The organism is Microbacterium deminutum (genome assembly GCF_039530205.1).
Lineage (GTDB): Bacteria > Actinomycetota > Actinomycetes > Actinomycetales > Microbacteriaceae > Microbacterium > Microbacterium deminutum.
Map to the genome: position 1 here is coordinate 25544 of NZ_BAAAOG010000003.1, position 14629 is coordinate 40172.

14 protein-coding genes are annotated in these 14629 nt (G+C 70.9%); 13 read left to right on the top strand and 1 reads right to left on the bottom strand.

The window, feature by feature from the left end; all coding sequences use genetic code 11:
• From nhaA to hisS, 3 genes are all read left to right on the top strand, one after another.
• Positions 1-1158 (top strand): Na+/H+ antiporter NhaA, encoded by a 1158-nt coding sequence (gene nhaA / locus ABD212_RS10350; protein WP_344094213.1) that lies wholly within the window; start codon positions 1-3, stop codon positions 1156-1158.
• A complete protein-coding gene (locus ABD212_RS10355) occupies positions 1155-1844 on the top strand; it encodes a nucleoside triphosphate pyrophosphohydrolase (protein WP_344094215.1) in 690 nt (229 codons plus the stop codon). The genes nhaA and ABD212_RS10355 overlap by 4 nt, the downstream gene beginning before the upstream one ends.
• A 153-nt stretch (positions 1845-1997) precedes the next feature.
• Entirely contained in the window at positions 1998-3266 is a 1269-nt protein-coding gene (gene hisS, locus ABD212_RS10360; RefSeq protein ID WP_344094719.1) for a histidine--tRNA ligase, read from the top strand.
• Here the strand turns inward: hisS and ABD212_RS10365 are convergent.
• Positions 3250-4497, bottom strand: a complete 1248-nt coding sequence (locus ABD212_RS10365; RefSeq protein ID WP_344094721.1) for an APC family permease — start codon at positions 4495-4497, stop codon at positions 3250-3252. The two genes, hisS and ABD212_RS10365, sit on opposite strands and share 17 nt — an antisense overlap.
• Before the next feature lie 96 nt (positions 4498-4593).
• Between ABD212_RS10365 and ABD212_RS10370 the strand changes: the two genes are divergently transcribed.
• The 10 genes from ABD212_RS10370 to ABD212_RS10415 all read left to right on the top strand — a co-directional run bounded on the left by ABD212_RS10370 (position 4594) and on the right by ABD212_RS10415 (position 14616).
• On the top strand, positions 4594-4950 hold the full coding sequence (locus ABD212_RS10370) for a GntR family transcriptional regulator (protein ID WP_344094218.1): 357 nt from the start codon (positions 4594-4596) through the stop codon (positions 4948-4950).
• The gene (locus ABD212_RS10375; RefSeq protein ID WP_344094220.1) at positions 4940-5956 is read left to right on the top strand and encodes a DUF1648 domain-containing protein; all 1017 of its coding nucleotides are present in this window, start codon (positions 4940-4942) and stop codon (positions 5954-5956) included. The genes ABD212_RS10370 and ABD212_RS10375 overlap by 11 nt, the downstream gene beginning before the upstream one ends.
• Positions 5957-5987: 31 nt before the next feature.
• Positions 5988-6656: an O-methyltransferase gene (locus tag ABD212_RS10380; RefSeq protein WP_344094222.1), complete on the top strand. Its 669-nt coding sequence runs from the start codon at positions 5988-5990 to the stop codon at positions 6654-6656.
• Positions 6657-6788: 132 nt separating this feature from the next.
• Positions 6789-8069, top strand: a complete 1281-nt coding sequence (gene eno, locus ABD212_RS10385) for a phosphopyruvate hydratase (protein ID WP_344094224.1) — start codon at positions 6789-6791, stop codon at positions 8067-8069.
• 21 nt (positions 8070-8090) lie between these two features.
• On the top strand, positions 8091-8633 hold the full coding sequence (locus ABD212_RS10390; RefSeq protein ID WP_344094226.1) for an FtsB family cell division protein: 543 nt from the start codon (positions 8091-8093) through the stop codon (positions 8631-8633).
• 73 nt (positions 8634-8706) lie between these two features.
• Positions 8707-9222 carry a DUF501 domain-containing protein gene (locus ABD212_RS10395; RefSeq protein ID WP_344094228.1) on the top strand — a complete coding sequence of 172 codons (516 nt, stop codon included), beginning with the start codon at positions 8707-8709 and terminating at the stop codon, positions 9220-9222.
• A 2-nt stretch (positions 9223-9224) separates the two neighbouring features.
• Positions 9225-10535: a S8 family serine peptidase gene (locus tag ABD212_RS10400; protein WP_425561263.1), complete on the top strand. Its 1311-nt coding sequence runs from the start codon at positions 9225-9227 to the stop codon at positions 10533-10535.
• A gap of 33 nt (positions 10536-10568) precedes the next feature.
• Positions 10569-11978 (top strand): NAD(P)/FAD-dependent oxidoreductase, encoded by a 1410-nt coding sequence (locus ABD212_RS10405; protein ID WP_425561264.1) that lies wholly within the window; start codon positions 10569-10571, stop codon positions 11976-11978.
• A 50-nt stretch (positions 11979-12028) separates the two neighbouring features.
• A complete protein-coding gene (gene wecB, locus ABD212_RS10410) occupies positions 12029-13336 on the top strand; it encodes a non-hydrolyzing UDP-N-acetylglucosamine 2-epimerase (protein ID WP_344094234.1) in 1308 nt (435 codons plus the stop codon).
• Positions 13333-14616 carry a glycosyltransferase family 2 protein gene (locus ABD212_RS10415; protein ID WP_344094236.1) on the top strand — a complete coding sequence of 428 codons (1284 nt, stop codon included), beginning with the start codon at positions 13333-13335 and terminating at the stop codon, positions 14614-14616. The genes wecB and ABD212_RS10415 overlap by 4 nt, the downstream gene beginning before the upstream one ends.
• Positions 14617-14629: the final 13 nt, after the last annotated feature.

Consider the following 14629-nt stretch of genomic DNA (forward strand, 5'->3'; position numbering starts at 1 on the left):
ATGTCCCTGCTTCGCTCCGCACGATTCCCCGCTATCGTGCTGCTCGTCGCAGCCGCCCTCGGGCTCATCGTCGCGAACTCGCCGTGGGGACCGGCGGTCGCGCATTTCATGCACGAAGAGGTCGGCATCCCAGGCGTCTTCGAACTCTCGGTCTCGCACTGGATCCAGGACGGACTGCTCGCGATCTTCTTCTTCCTCGTCGCCATCGAGCTGCAGTTCGAGCTCACCAGCGGCCAGCTCAACTCCGCCCGCAAGGCGATCCAGCCCGCGATCGCCGCGGCCGGCGGCGTGATCGTGCCGATCGCGATCTACCTCTCGATCACGGCGGGGTCGGATGCCGTCACGGGCTGGCCGATCCCGACGGCCACCGACATCGCCTTCGCCCTCGGGGTGTTCGCCATCTTCGGACGCGGCCTGCCGCCGAGACTGCGCATCTTCCTCCTCGCGCTCGCGATCATCGACGACCTCGTGGGGATCGTCTTCATCGCGGTCGTCTTCACGACGGGCATCCATCTCGGGCTCGACGCGGCGGCGGCCGTCACCGTCATCCTGTTCGGGGTGCTCAGCCGGCGCCTCGAGACGCGTGCTCGGGTGCCCATCGCCGTCGTGCTCGTGGTGCTCGCGATCACGACGTGGGTGCTCGTGCTGCAGTCGGGCGTGCACGCGACGATCGCCGGCGTCGCCCTCGGCCTCGCCATGGCGCAGCGTCCCGCGCTCCGCACGCGGCACGCACTCGAGCCGTGGGTGAACGGCATCGTCCTGCCGCTGTTCGCGTTCTCGGCTGCCCTGGTGGCCATCCCCGCCGTCTCGCTCGGCGAGCTCTCTCCGGCGTTCTGGGGTGTGCTCGTCGGCCTGCCCGTCGGCAAGGTCGTCGGGATCTCGGTGTTCGGCTGGATCTCGCTGCGGATCGGCACCCGAGACGGCTCGCCGCGTCTCGCGTTCGCCGATCTGCTCGCTGCGGGCGCCCTCGGCGGGATCGGATTCACCGTCTCGCTGCTGCTGTCCGAACTCGCGTTCGCCGGCAAGCCGCAGATCCGGGATCAGGCGGTGCTGGGCGTGATCGCCGGCTCGGTGATCTCCGTCATCGTCGCGGCGATCCTCGTGTCCCTGCGTGCGGCGCACCATCGGCGCCTCGCCGTCGTCGTGGAGGCATCATGAAGGGCCCCGAGGCTCCCGGTGGGGGCGCCACCGATCCGCTTCGCGCGGCGGCCGAGACGATGCGCGCAGTCCGCGACCGGTGCGTCTGGACGCAGCAGATCGATCACCGCGACCTCGTCCCGTATCTCGTCGAAGAGAGCGCCGAACTCGTCGACGCCGTGGAGGAGGGATCCCGCTCCGAGCTGCGCGAAGAGCTCGGGGACCTGCTCTGGCAGGTGCTGTTCCATGCCGAGATCGCCTCCCGCGACCCCGACGACCCGTTCGACATCGACGACGTCGCCCGCGGCCTGACCGAGAAGATGGTCCGACGGCATCCGCATGTCTTCGGCGACGCCGTCGCCACCACCCCCGAAGAGGTGCTCGTGCTGTGGAACGCGGCGAAGGCGCTCGAGAAGACGGCGCGGACGAGCGTGCTCGACGGAGTGTCGGAGCGGATGCCGAGCCTCGCGCTCGCCCAGAAGCTCCTGGGCAGGGCCGCCCAGGTGGGGGTGGAGGCCGCCGAACCCGGTGCGCCGCCCACGAGCGAAGCCGAGCTGGGCGAGACGCTCCTGGCTCTCGCGGCTGCGGCCCGCGAGCAGGGGTGGGATGCCGAGCGCGCCCTTCGCGAACGGCTCAGGATCCTGACCGCCGAGATCCGGACCATCGAGCAGGTCGCCGGATCAGGCGATTCCGGGGCAACGAGCTGATCCTGTCCGGAGGCGGCCCGATCCGGCGAGATCGCCTGATCTCAGGACGCCGTGACCCCCGCCGCCGACGCGATGGCGGCGGAGCCCCGATGCGGACGCGGCGCGAGCATCTGGGAAGCTAGACGCGTGGCTTCCGTCAATCCTCCGCGCGGCATGCGCGACTTCCTCCCCGCCGAGAAGGCCCGGCGCGAGCGGGTGCTCGCCGTCATCCGCGATCGGTACAGCGCGCACGGGTTCGACGAGATCGAAACCCCGGTCATGGAGGAGTACTCGCGGCTGCACGCCGGCATCGGCGGCGACAACGAGAAGCTGGCGTACAACGTCCTCAAGCGCGGCCTTGACGCCGACGCGGTGCGCCGCGCCGCCGAGGATCCCTCGGCGCTGACCGATCTGGGTCTGCGATACGACCTGACCGTCCCCCTCGCCCGGTTCTACGCGAGCCACCGCGCCGAGCTGCCCGCCGTGTTCCGGGCCATCCAGAGCGCTCCGGTGTGGCGGGCCGAGCGTCCGCAGAAGGGCCGCTACCGCCAGTTCGTCCAGTGCGACATCGACGTGATCGGCGACGCGTCGCCGCGTGCCGAGGCAGAGCTCGTGGTGGCGACCCTTGATGCGGTGGACGCGCTCGGACTCGAGGGCGCGACCGTCCGCATCAACGATCGCCGGGTGCTCGACTGGATGCTGGACGGCTTCGGCTTCATCGCCGGCGAGCGCCCCGGCCTGCTGATCACGATCGACAAGCTCGACAAGATCGGACCCGAGGGCGTGATCGCCGAGCTCCGCGACCCGCAGGGATCCGACTCGAGCGCCGTCGATGCGATCGAGGGGTTCCTCCGCCGTCCGATGACCCTCGAGTACAACCCGTACGGCGAGCGGCAGATCCGCAAGCTCCTGCCGCCCGATGCGCCCGACGAGATCGTGGCGCACCTGGTGGGAATCGGGGCGGCCGTCGCGGCGGCGCGGCCCGCGGCGCCGGGAGGCGACATCCCCCTCGTCTTCGATCCGTTCCTGGTGCGCGGCATGGGCTACTACACCGGCACCATCTTCGAGCTCGCGCACCCCTCGGTGGACTACTCGCTGGGAGGCGGCGGGCGTTACGACGGCATGATCGGGCGGTTCCTCGGGCAGGAGGTTCCCGCGGTCGGGTTCTCGATCGGCTTCGAGAGGATCGTCGAGCTCGTGTCGGCGATGGCGGAGGGATCCGCTCCCGCCGTCGTGCTCGTCCACGATCGCGACGTGCCCCTCGACGACCTGCTGGCGCTGAAGGCGGCGCTCATCGGCGAGGGCTCGCGCGTGCGCCTGGAGCAGCGGACCAAGAACCTCAAGGCACTCCTCGAGCGCGCGGCATCCGACGGCTACACGGCGTTCGCGACGGTCTCGGCAGGAACCGGCCGCGATTCCCTCGAGGTCAAGGCGCTCGACTGATCCGCCTGCGCAGCGCACGGCAGGCGATGCCGATGAGCACCACCACGACGCCGGCCGCGACGCTCTGCCACGGCAGGGTGAGGGCGAGGATCACGCAGCCGGCGGCGCCGATGATCTGCAGCAGCCGCGGATAGCGTCGGGCATCCGGCCGCTGCCGGAACGCGGCGAGATTCGCGATCAGGTAGTACAGCAGCACGCCGAACGACGAGAAGCCGATAGCGCCGCGGATGTCGGCGACCGCCACGATGGCGATGACGATGAGTGCTGTCGCGACCTCGGCGCGATGCGGCACGTGCCAGCGCGGGTGGACGGCTGCGAGGAAACGGGGAAGGTCGCCTTCGCGGGCCATGGCGAAGATCGTGCGGCCGATTCCCGCGATGAGCGCGAGCAGCGCCCCGAGGGATGCCGCGGCCGCGCCGATCCGGATGACCGGCTGCGCCCACGCCCAGCCTGCGGCGACGACCACGTCGGCGACGGGCTCGGTGGACCGCGCCGTCGTCTCGGGACCGAGGGTCGAGAGCACCGCGATCCCCACCGCCGCGTAGACGATCACGGCCGCGGCGAGCGCGAGCACGATCGCGCGCGGGATCGTCCGCGAGGGATCGCGCACCTCTTCGCCCATCGTGGCGATGCGGGCATATCCCGCGAAGGCGAAGAACAGCAGGCCGCCGGACTGCAGGATGCCGTACCAGCCGCCCGACCACAGGGCGGACGCATCCAGCCAGCCCGGTGCGTCCGGGGCGGACGCGCCGGCTGCGACGGCGACGGCGAGCGAGAGCAGCGTGACCACGACGATGACGCGCGTGAGCTGGGCCGTCCGCGTGACGCCGAACCAGTTGACCGCGGCGAGACCCGCGACGGCGAGCACCGCCACCGGACGCTGCCAGCCCGCCGGAGCCGCGTACGCGGCGAACGTCAACGCCATGGCCGCACAGCTCGCGAGTTTGCCGACGACGAATCCCCAGCCGGCGATGAATCCCCACCACGGTCCGAGCTCGGCGCGGCCGTAGGCATACGTCCCACCCGAGGTGGGGTGCGCCGCGGCGAGCTGCGCGGATGAGGTCGCATTGCCGAGGGCGACCACGGCCGCGATCGCGAGGCCGATGAGGAGCCCGGTCCCTGCGGCGGCCGCCGCGGGAGCGAACGCGGCGAAGACGCCGGCCCCGATCATCGACCCGAGTCCGATGAACACGGCGTCGCCGAGGCCCAGACGCCGGTGGAGAGAGGGCATGCCCACGCGCCGAACATAGCGCGGGCGGCCGGACAGGCGTGACCTGGCTGGTGACGTCGATGGAGCGGACTGTGCTAGTTGTTATAGAATAGTCGTGTGCTCGTCCGCGTCGACCCTGGAAGCGACATCCCGCTGTTCGCGCAGGTGGCGGCGTCCGTGCGAGCGGATGCCGCGGCCGGTCGCCTGCGACCGGGCGACCGGCTGCCCTCCGCGCGCGATGTCGCCGGCGCGCTCGGCGTGAACCTTCACACGGTCCTTCGTGCGTACCAGGAGCTGCGCGACGAGGGTCTGGTCGACATGCGCCGCGGTCGCGGCGCGGTGGTCACGGATGCCGCGGCCCCGCTCGCTCAGCTGCACGACGACGTCGTCGCCCTCACCCTCCGCGCCCGCGACCTGGGGCTGTCGCCCGACATGCTCGCCTCCCTCGTGAAAGAGATCGCCCGTGACCGCTGATCAGCTCCACGCCCTCGCCATCCGGCGATTCATCCTCGTCGCGATCGTGATCCCGCTCGCGATCGTCGTCGTCGGCGTGGTGGTCCAGCTGCTCGCCCTGCCGCACGTGCCCGCCACGATCGCGGTCCACTGGGACGCGGCGGGAAGACCGAACCGTTTCGCCCCGGCATGGACCCAGCCTCTGGCGACGATCGCGTTCGGCGCCGGCATCCCGCTCCTCATCGGCCTGACCGCGCTTCCCGGGCTGCGTCGCGGCGATCGGGGCGCGACCTATCGTCTGATGGGGGCGATCGCGGCCGCCACCGCGACACTCGTGACGGTGATGTCCACCTGGACGCTGGTGATGCAGGCGGGGGATGCCGGCGGCACGGCCGAGCTCTCGGTCTGGCCCGCTCTCCTCGCGGCGTTCGGTGCCGCGGTGGCGGTTGGAGTCGCCGGCTGGTTCCTGCAGCCCGCCGAATCTCGCAGAGCGTCGAACGCCGCCGCTGCCACGCCGCTCGCGATCTCGCCGGGGGAGCGCGTGGTGTGGCTGCGGACCACGAGCATGGTCCCCGCCGCGGCGATCGCCATCGCGCTCGGGGTGGCGGTCCTCGCCGTCGCCGCGTTCATGGCCTGGCTGACCGGAGCCGCCGACGGCCTCGTGTGGCTGCTGACCGGCACGGCACTCGTGCTCGTCATCCTCGCCGCGACGACGGTGGCGTTCCACGTGCGGGTCGACGACGACGGACTCACGGTGCGCTCCGTGCTCGGCATCCCGCGCTTCCGCGTGCCGCTCGGCGAGGTCTCCAGCGCGGCCGAGGTCGAGGTCAACCCGATGGGGGAGTTCGGCGGCTGGGGACTGCGGCTGGGCGCCGACCGGCGGTTCGGAATCATCCTGCGCGCCGGAGACGCCATCGAGGTCGCCCGCACCAGCGGCAGGCGCCTCGTCGTCACCGTCGACGACGCCGCCACCGGTGCGGGTCTGCTTCAGGCTCTCAAGGCACGGGATGCCGCCTCCCGGCCTTGACGACGCGGATCGACGCGGCAAGGCTGGCGCTGTGACCGACCCCACACCCGAGACCTGGCGCCGTGTCGACGCCTACCTGACGCGGACCCTCGTGGGACACGACCCCGACCTCGAGGCGGCCGTGGCCGAGCAGCGCGCGGCGGGACTGCCTGCCATCGAGGTCGCCCCGGTCGCGGGGAAGCTGCTGCACCTGCTGGTGCGGATCTCGGGCGCGCGCCGCGTCCTCGAGATCGGCACGCTCGGCGCGTATTCGACGATCTGGATGGCGCGCGCACTGCCTCAGGACGGCAGCGTCGTCACGATCGAGGCCGAGCCCCGCAACGCCGAGGTCGCCCGCGCGAACCTCGATCGTGCTGGAGTGGGTGACAAGGTCGAGATCCGGCTCGGCCGCGCAGCCGACGTGCTGCCGACCCTCGAAGGCACCAAGCCGTTCGATCTGGTCTTCATCGACGCGGACAAGGAGTCGAATTCGATCTACATCGACTGGGCCGCACGCCTCGGCAGGTCCGGCACGGTCGTCGTCATCGACAACGTCGGGCGAGCAGGCGAGGTCGCCAATCCCGCCACGATGAGCGCGCAGGTGATCGGCACGCAGCGGGGACTGGAGCTGCTGGGGCGCGATCCCCGCTTCGATGCGACGGCCCTGCAGACCGTCGACCTGAAGGGCTACGACGGCATCGCCATCGCTGTCGTGGTCTGACGGCAGCCCACCGAGCGACGCCGCCGGCCCTGCTCACGAACCGCCTGTGGCCGCGGCATCCGGCTCACTAGACTCGGGAGCGGACCGACGACGCTCCGCATCACCACCCGCCCACGAACAAGGAGCATTCCCGTGGCATTGATCGAGGCTGTAGGCGCGCGCGAGATTCTGGATTCGCGCGGAAACCCGACCGTTGAGGTGGAGGTGCTGCTCGACGACGGAACCGTCCAGCGCGCAGCCGTCCCCTCGGGCGCGTCCACGGGGGCCTTCGAGGCGTATGAGCTGCGCGACGGCGACAAGAAGCGCTACGGCGGCAAGGGCGTGCTCAAGGCGGTCGGCGCCGTCATCGACGAGCTCGGCCCCGCGATCGAGGACGTCGAGGCGAGCGAGCAGCGCATCGTCGACGACATCCTCATCGAGACCGACGGCACCGAGAACAAGTCGAGGGTCGGCGCGAACGCCATCCTGGGCGTGTCGCTCGCGGTCGCCAAGGCGGCGGCGGACTCGGCCGACCTGCCGCTGTTCCGCTACCTCGGCGGACCCAACGCGCACGTGCTGCCCATCCCGCTGTTCAACGTCATCAACGGCGGGTCGCACGCCGACAACGGCATCGACTGCCAGGAGTTCTTCCTCGCGCCCATCGGCGCATCGAGCTTCGCCGAGGCCCTCCGCTGGGGTGCCGAGACGTACCACGTGCTGCACAGCGAGCTGAAAGCCGCCGGCTACGCGACCGGCCTCGGCGACGAGGGCGGCTTCGCACCCGATCTGAAGAGCAACCGCGAGGGGCTCGACTTCCTCGTGAAGGCGATCGAAAAGGCCGGCTTCGCCGTCGGCACCGACATCGCACTCGGAATGGATGTCGCAGCCACCGAGTTCTTCGCCGACGGCGTGTACACGTTCGAGGGCAAGCCGTGGACGGCGGAGGCCCTCACCGACTACTACATCGAGCTGGCCGACGCATACCCGATCGTTACGATCGAGGATGCGCTCGCCGAGGACGACTGGGACGCGTGGAAGCACCTCACCGACAAACTCGGCTCGAAGATCCAGCTCGTCGGCGATGACCTGTTCGTGACCAACCCCACGCGGCTGGCCGACGGCATCAAGCGCGGTGTCGCGAACTCGCTGCTGGTCAAGGTGAATCAGATCGGCACCCTGTCCGAGACGCTGGACGCCGTGGATCTCGCCCACCGATCGGGCTACACCACGATGTTCTCCCACCGCTCGGGCGAGACCGAGGACACCACCATCGCCGACCTCGTCGTCGCGGTGAACTCGGGTCAGATCAAGAGCGGCGCGCCCGCCCGCAGCGAGCGCGTCGCGAAATACAATCAGCTTCTGCGCATCGAGGAAGAGCTGGGCGACGCGGCGGAGTTCATCGGCCGGGCAGCCTTCCCGCGCTACCAGGCCTGAGTATCGAGGCGAGGAGGAGCCGTGGCCAACCGGACGGCTCCTCCCACCCCGGCCCCCAGGCGCCGGGGCGCGCGCCGGCCGGTGGACGTGAGCGGGTGGCTCGGCGGCATCCGCCTCTCAGGATTCATGGTGATCATGCTCGGACTCGTCGTCCTTGCTGCCTTCGTCCTCGTTCCCACGATCGGGACCTACCTCGATCAGCGCCAGCAGATCGCGGCACTTCAAGCGGCCGTGAAGCTCAGCCAGGCCGACGTGGCCGACCTGACGTCCCAGCGCGAGCGCTGGAAGGATCCGGCCTACATCACGACGCAGGCCCGCGAGCGGCTCTACTACGTCAAGCCCGGCGAGGTCGTCTACCTCGTGGACGACGACCTGCCCCCCGAGCTCGCACCGCAGGAGCAGGCGCCGGTGAGCGATCAGCTCGAGCAGACGCACACCGATTGGATGTCGCAGCTCGTGCGATCGGTGACCGCTGCCGGACTCGCCCGCACCGTCCAGCCCGTCACCGTCGGCGTGCCCGACCCCGGCGCCACGCCATCCGGGACGCCCGCCTCCACCGGCTGAACGGGGGGTGCAGGGGATGGCGGCGACGCCCGGATCCAGGCGCATCCCAGCCGCTCGCGGGTAGCCTTTCACCGTGACGACCCCTCCGTTCCCGCCCGTCAGCGACGCCGATCTCGCGTCGCTGCGCGAGCAGCTCGGGCGCCCCGCCCGAGGGGTCGTCGGCATCGCCGCGCGCTGCGTGTGCGGCAACCCCACGGTCGCCGCCACCGCGCCGCGCCTTCCGGACGGGACGCCGTTCCCGACGTTCTACTACCTCACGCATCCCGCCGCGACGGCCGCGATGTCGTCGCTCGAGGCAAGTCACGTGATGCGCGACCTCAACGACGAGCTGGGCGCCGACGAAGAGCTCGCGGACGCCTATGCCCGGGCTCACGACTCGTACCTCGCGGATCGCGAGGGATACGGCCATGTGGACGAGATCGAGGGCATCTCCGCCGGGGGCATGCCCACGCGCGTGAAGTGCCTTCACGCGCTGGCGGGCCACGCGCTCGCGGCGGGGCCGGGCGTCAACCCGATCGGCGATCGCGCGCTGCAGATGTCGTCGTGGTCGCCCGAGCGCTGCGTCTGCGCGAACCCGAGGTCGGCATGATCATGCGGCGGCTGGCCGCAGCCGTCCTGGCCGTCGCGGTGCTGAGCGCGGTCGGCGGGACGCCCGCGGTCGCCGCCGGCCCCAGCGCCGTCGGCGCTCCGACTGCGGTCGCCCCCGGCCCGGGTGCCGACGACGACCCGGTGCGGTCGGCCGAGTACTGGCTCGACGCCTACGGCATCAAGACGGCGTGGCGGACCACGCGCGGCGCGGGCGTGCGCATCGCGATCATCGACACCGGTGTCGCGCGCGGACCGGCCGAGTTCAACGGCGCCGTGGTGGACGGCACCGACGTCTCGGGAGTCGGAACGGCCGACGGACGGACTCCCGTCGGCGCCGTCGACGCGAATCACGGCAGCTGGGTCGCCTCGCTCGCCGCCGCCCGCGGCACCGGCCCGGGTACCGGGATGATCGGCGTCGCGCCCGAGGCCCAGGTGCTCTCGATCTCGGTGGGATTCGGCGCGTCGGCGGCCCGCTCGTTCGCCGAGCAGATCGCCGACGCGATGCGCTGGGCGGTCGACCACGGCGCCGACGTCATCAACCTGTCGCTCACCACCAACACTCCCGACTGGGATCAGAGCTGGGATGACGCGTTCCTCTACGCGTTCGACCACGACGTCGTGGTCGTGGTCGCGGCGGGTAACCGCGGCAGCGGCACCACTCGCGTCGGGGCGCCCGCGACGATCCCGGGCGTGCTGACGGTCGCCGGGGTGGACCCCCAGGGCAGGGCGAGCCTCGAGGCATCCACCCAGGGCATCACGATCGGCGTGTCGGCGCCCAGCGAGGACCTTCTGGGCGTCTCGGCCAACGGCGACCTCGTGCAGTGGAGCGGCACGAGCGGCGCGGCACCCATCGTCGCGGGAATCGCCGCGCTGGTGCGGGCGGCTCATCCCGACCTCGACGCGAACAACGTCATCAACCGCATCATCCGAACCGCGCGGCCCGCCGCCACGGCGACGGCGATCCCGGATCCGCTGTACGGCTATGGACTCGTGGATGCCGCAGCCGCCGTGAGCGCCGCCATCCCCACCGTCTCGGCCAACCCGATGGGGAGCCTCGCGGAATGGATCCGGCTGTACCGGCGCGCGCAGAGCGCGCCCCTGCCCGAGGCGACCGTGCAGCCCGTCGAGGTGCCCCCGCTGCCGCCGGCGGATGCCGCGCCGTCCGCGGCATCCCCCCTGCTGCCGTCCCGCAGCACCCTGCTGTACGGCACCCTTCCCCTCATGCTCGGCACCGTCACCGCTATACTGGTGGCGCTCGGCGTCACCGCTGCTGTCCGACGCATCCGATTGGCGTCCCGCACGCCGAGCCGCTGACTCAGGAGGAGAACTCCCCCCGTGACCAACACCGTGCCAAAGATCCTGATTGTCGGTGGCGGCTACGCAGGCTTCTACACGGCCTGGAAGCTCGAGAAGACCCTGCGCAAGGGTGAGGCCGACGTCACGATCGTCGACCCGCTGCCGTACATGACCTACCAGCCCTTCCTTCCGGAGGTGGCAGCCGGTTCGATCGAGGCGCGCCACGCGGTCGTCGCACTGCGTCGGCACCTCAAAAGGACGACCGTCGTCGCGGCGAAGGTGACCGGCATCAACCACGCGAACAAGGTCGCCACGATCACCCCGATCGCGGGTGAGCCGTACGAGCAGGAGTACGACCAGATCGTCGTCACCGCCGGCGCCGTCTCGCGCACGTTCCCGATCCCCGGCATCGCCGACAATGCGATCGGTCTGAAGACCATCGAGGAAGCGGTCGCGATCCGCGACCGGCTGATGTCGAACTTCGACAAGGCGTCCATGCTGCCTCCCGGCCCCGCGCGGGACCGGCTCCTCACCGTCGTGGTCATCGGCGGCGGATTCGCGGGCATCGAGGCGTTCGCCGAGCTGCGCTCGCTGGCGTCATCGCTGGTGAAGAGCTATCCCACGATCACATTCGACGACACCCACTACCACCTCATCGAGGCGATGGGCCGCATCATGCCCGAGGTCTCGCTCAAGACGAGCGAGTGGGTGCTGAAGGATCTCGCCAAGCGCGGCGCGTACGTGCACCTGGACACCCAGGTGACCGGCGCCGTGGACGGCAACGTCGAGCTCTCCTCGGGAGAGGTGATCCCGACCGATCTCATCATCTGGACCGCGGGCGTGATGGCGAACCCGACGGTCGTGCGCGGCGGCGATCTTCCGGTCGAAGAGCGCGGACGCATCCTCACCCGCGCCGACCTTCGCGTCGGCAGCGAGGACGAGATCGTCGAGGGCGCGTGGGCGGCGGGCGATGTCTCCGCGGTTCCCGACCTCTCGGGCGGCGGCGTGGGCGGGTACTGCGTCCCCAACGCGCAGCACGCGGTCCGCCAGGCGAAGCTCCTCGCCAGGAACCTCGCCGGAGTGCTGCGGGGCGAGCTCCCGCGCGAGTACTTCCACAAGAACATCGGCGCCGTCGCAGGGCTCGGTCTGTACAACGGCGTGTTCCAGTCCGGAAACCTCGCGCTCAAGGGGTTCATCGCGTGGCTCGCGCACCGCGGCTACCACGGCCTGGCGATGCCGTCGTGGGAGCGCAAGTGGCGCGTGCTGTGGGGCTGGTGGAACAACTTCTGGCTGCGTCGCGATCTCGTGAACCTGTCGACCGTCCAGAGCCCCCGTTACGTCTTCGAGGAGTACGCGGCGCGCCCCCGCCCGCCGCAGCCCGTCGAGGCCGCGCCGCCCGCACCGAAGGCCGCCGCGAAGGCGCCCGCGCCGGCCGCCGACAAGGTGGCGGCGTCGGGCTGAGTCTCCCACGGGCCTGTCGCAGTCTCGGCAGGCCCCGGTAGCTTGGGGCGATGGACTCCGCGGTCGCAGATCCCCGCCTGAACGCGCTCTTCGTCATCGGGACGCGGCCCGAAGCCATCAAGATGCTGCCGCTGGTCGCGGCAGTGCGCGACAGCGCGCGCTTTCGACCCATCGTCGTCTCGACCGGCCAGCATGCCGAGCTCGTCGCGGATGTGCTCGCCATCGACGGCATCGTCCCCGATGTCACGTTCCCGCTCCCACACGGTCCGCGCGGCCTGAACCGGCTGTTCGCCCACGTCCTCACCGAGCTCGAGCGGTTCCTCGAGGAGCGGTTCGGTCCGCCAGTGCTGCCCATCGACGCGCCATACAGCGAGGGATACCCCACCGCCTGCTTCGTCCACGGCGACACGACCAGCGCGGCTGCCGCAGCGCTGGGCGCGTTCCACCGCCATCTTCCTGTCGTGCACGTCGAAGCCGGCCTGCGCACATCGGACACGCTCTCGCCCTTCCCCGAAGAGCTCAACCGGCAGCTCATCTCGCGGATCGCCGCGCTGCATCTCGCGCCGACGGCACGGAACAAGGCGAACCTCGTGAGCGAGGGGATCCACCACGCGCGGATCTACGTCTCCGGCAACACGGCGATCGACGCCCTGCGGATCGCTGCCGCGCAGAAGCTGCCCTACAGCGACCCGGGACTGGCGGATCTCGAACAGGCGGGCGCGAGTGCCGTGCAGGTGGTCGCGGTGACCGCGCACCGGCGCGAGAACTGGGGTGCGCCGCTGGAGCGCATCGCGGATGCCGTCGGCATCCTCGCCGCGGAGCGGCCCGGCGTCCGGTTCGTCGTCGCACTGCATCCGAGCCCCGCGGTGGCGGAAACCCTCCGGAACCGACTGGAGGGGCTCGCCAACGTCTCGCTCGTGCAGCCCATGCCGTACGCGGAGTTCGCGCGGCTTCTGGGACGAGCCACCATCGCCATCACCGATTCCGGCGGGATCCAGGAGGAGGCGCCGTCCCTCGGCACTCCGGTGATCTGCGTCCGCGAGTCGACGGAGCGGCAGGAAGGGGTGGATGCCGGCACCGTCGAGCTCGTCGGCTCGGACACGGATCGCATCGTGGCCGCGGCATCCGCCCTGCTGGACGACCCGAAGGCCCTCGCCCGGCGGCGCGCGCGGCGGAACCCGTATGGTGACGGACGAGCCGCCGAGCGGATCCTCGCCGCGCTCGAGACGATCGTCTTCGACTCGCCGGCGCCCGCGCCGTTCGGCCCCACGTTCGATCGTGCCGTTGTCCTCCGAGCGGGCGGCAGCGCCGATCCGGCGGCGGTCGGGTGGGTGGAGAGCTGGGCAGTGGGCTGGTGAGCATCGTCGAAGCGCTGTTCGGCGGCCTGCCGGCCGGGGTGCAGGTCTTCTTCCTCATCGTCCTGCTCGTCGACATCGCTTCGCTCGTCGGTGTGATCGTGCTGCTGGTCGCGGCGGCGCGATTCCGCGCGATCGCCGGCCGGAAGCCGCCGGGCGATGAATCCGCGTTCCTCTGGGTGTTCCTCGTGCCGGCGCTCAACGAAGAGGTGACGATCGCCGACAGCGTCGAGCGGCTGCGGAGCACCCGCGCCACGAATGCCCTGTTCGTCATCATCGACGACGGGTCCGACGACCGCACCGGGGAGATACTGGCCACGATCGACGATCCGCGGCTGCGGGTGCTCACGCGGGCTGCTCCCGAGGCCCGGCAGGGCAAGGCCGCGGCGCTCAATGCCGCCTACCGCCGCGTGCGCGAGAGCCTTTCCCGCGACCCCGTACTGGCTCGCTGGAGCGAGGATCGGGTGATCGTCACGATCGTCGACGCCGACGGGCGCCTCGATCCGGCGGCGCCCGCGCACGTCGTGAGGCATTTCGAGGACCCGGCGGTGGGCGGCGTCCAGGTCCTGGTGCGCATCTACAACCGGCGCGGGCCGCTCACCTGGGCGCAGGATGTCGAGTTCTCGTCGTTCGGGCTCGTCTTCCAGGCGGGCAGGTCCTGCTGGGGCGTTGCGAACATGGGCGGCAACGGCCAGTTCAACCGTCTCTCAGCGCTCGCCACGATCGACGAGGATGCCGGACCCTGGCGCGACCGGCTCACTGAGGATCAGGACCTGGGTGTGCGGCTGATCCAAGCCGGCTGGGCCGGCGTCCACGAGAACGGCACCTCGATCGACCAGCAGGGGCTCAACTCGGTGCGCCGCCTCTACCGGCAGCGCACCCGCTGGGCGCAGGGCAACTGGCAGGCGATGGCATTGCTGCGCGGGGCGCTGCGACCCCGGCTGCCCGCGCTCGGCCGCATCGACACCGTCTTCTACCTGCTGACTCCCGCCCTGCCAGCTGCTGACCGGCATCGCGTTCGTGACCTCCATCGTGCTGGCGATCGTGGCAGGAACCGAATTCACACCGGCGGGGTGGTGGGTGCTCATCTTCTTCCTCGGCGTCAGCTTCGGCGGAGGGCTCGCGGTCCTGACCATTCGAGGCGGCCGGTGGTATTCGCCGTTCGTGGCCATCGTGCAGCTCATCCCGTACACGATCTACTCATGGCTCACGTTCCCCGTCCTGATGATCTCGCTGGTCCGGCTGATGTCCGGGCGGACCTCGTGGGCGAAGACTCCTCGTGAACAGCTCGAGCCC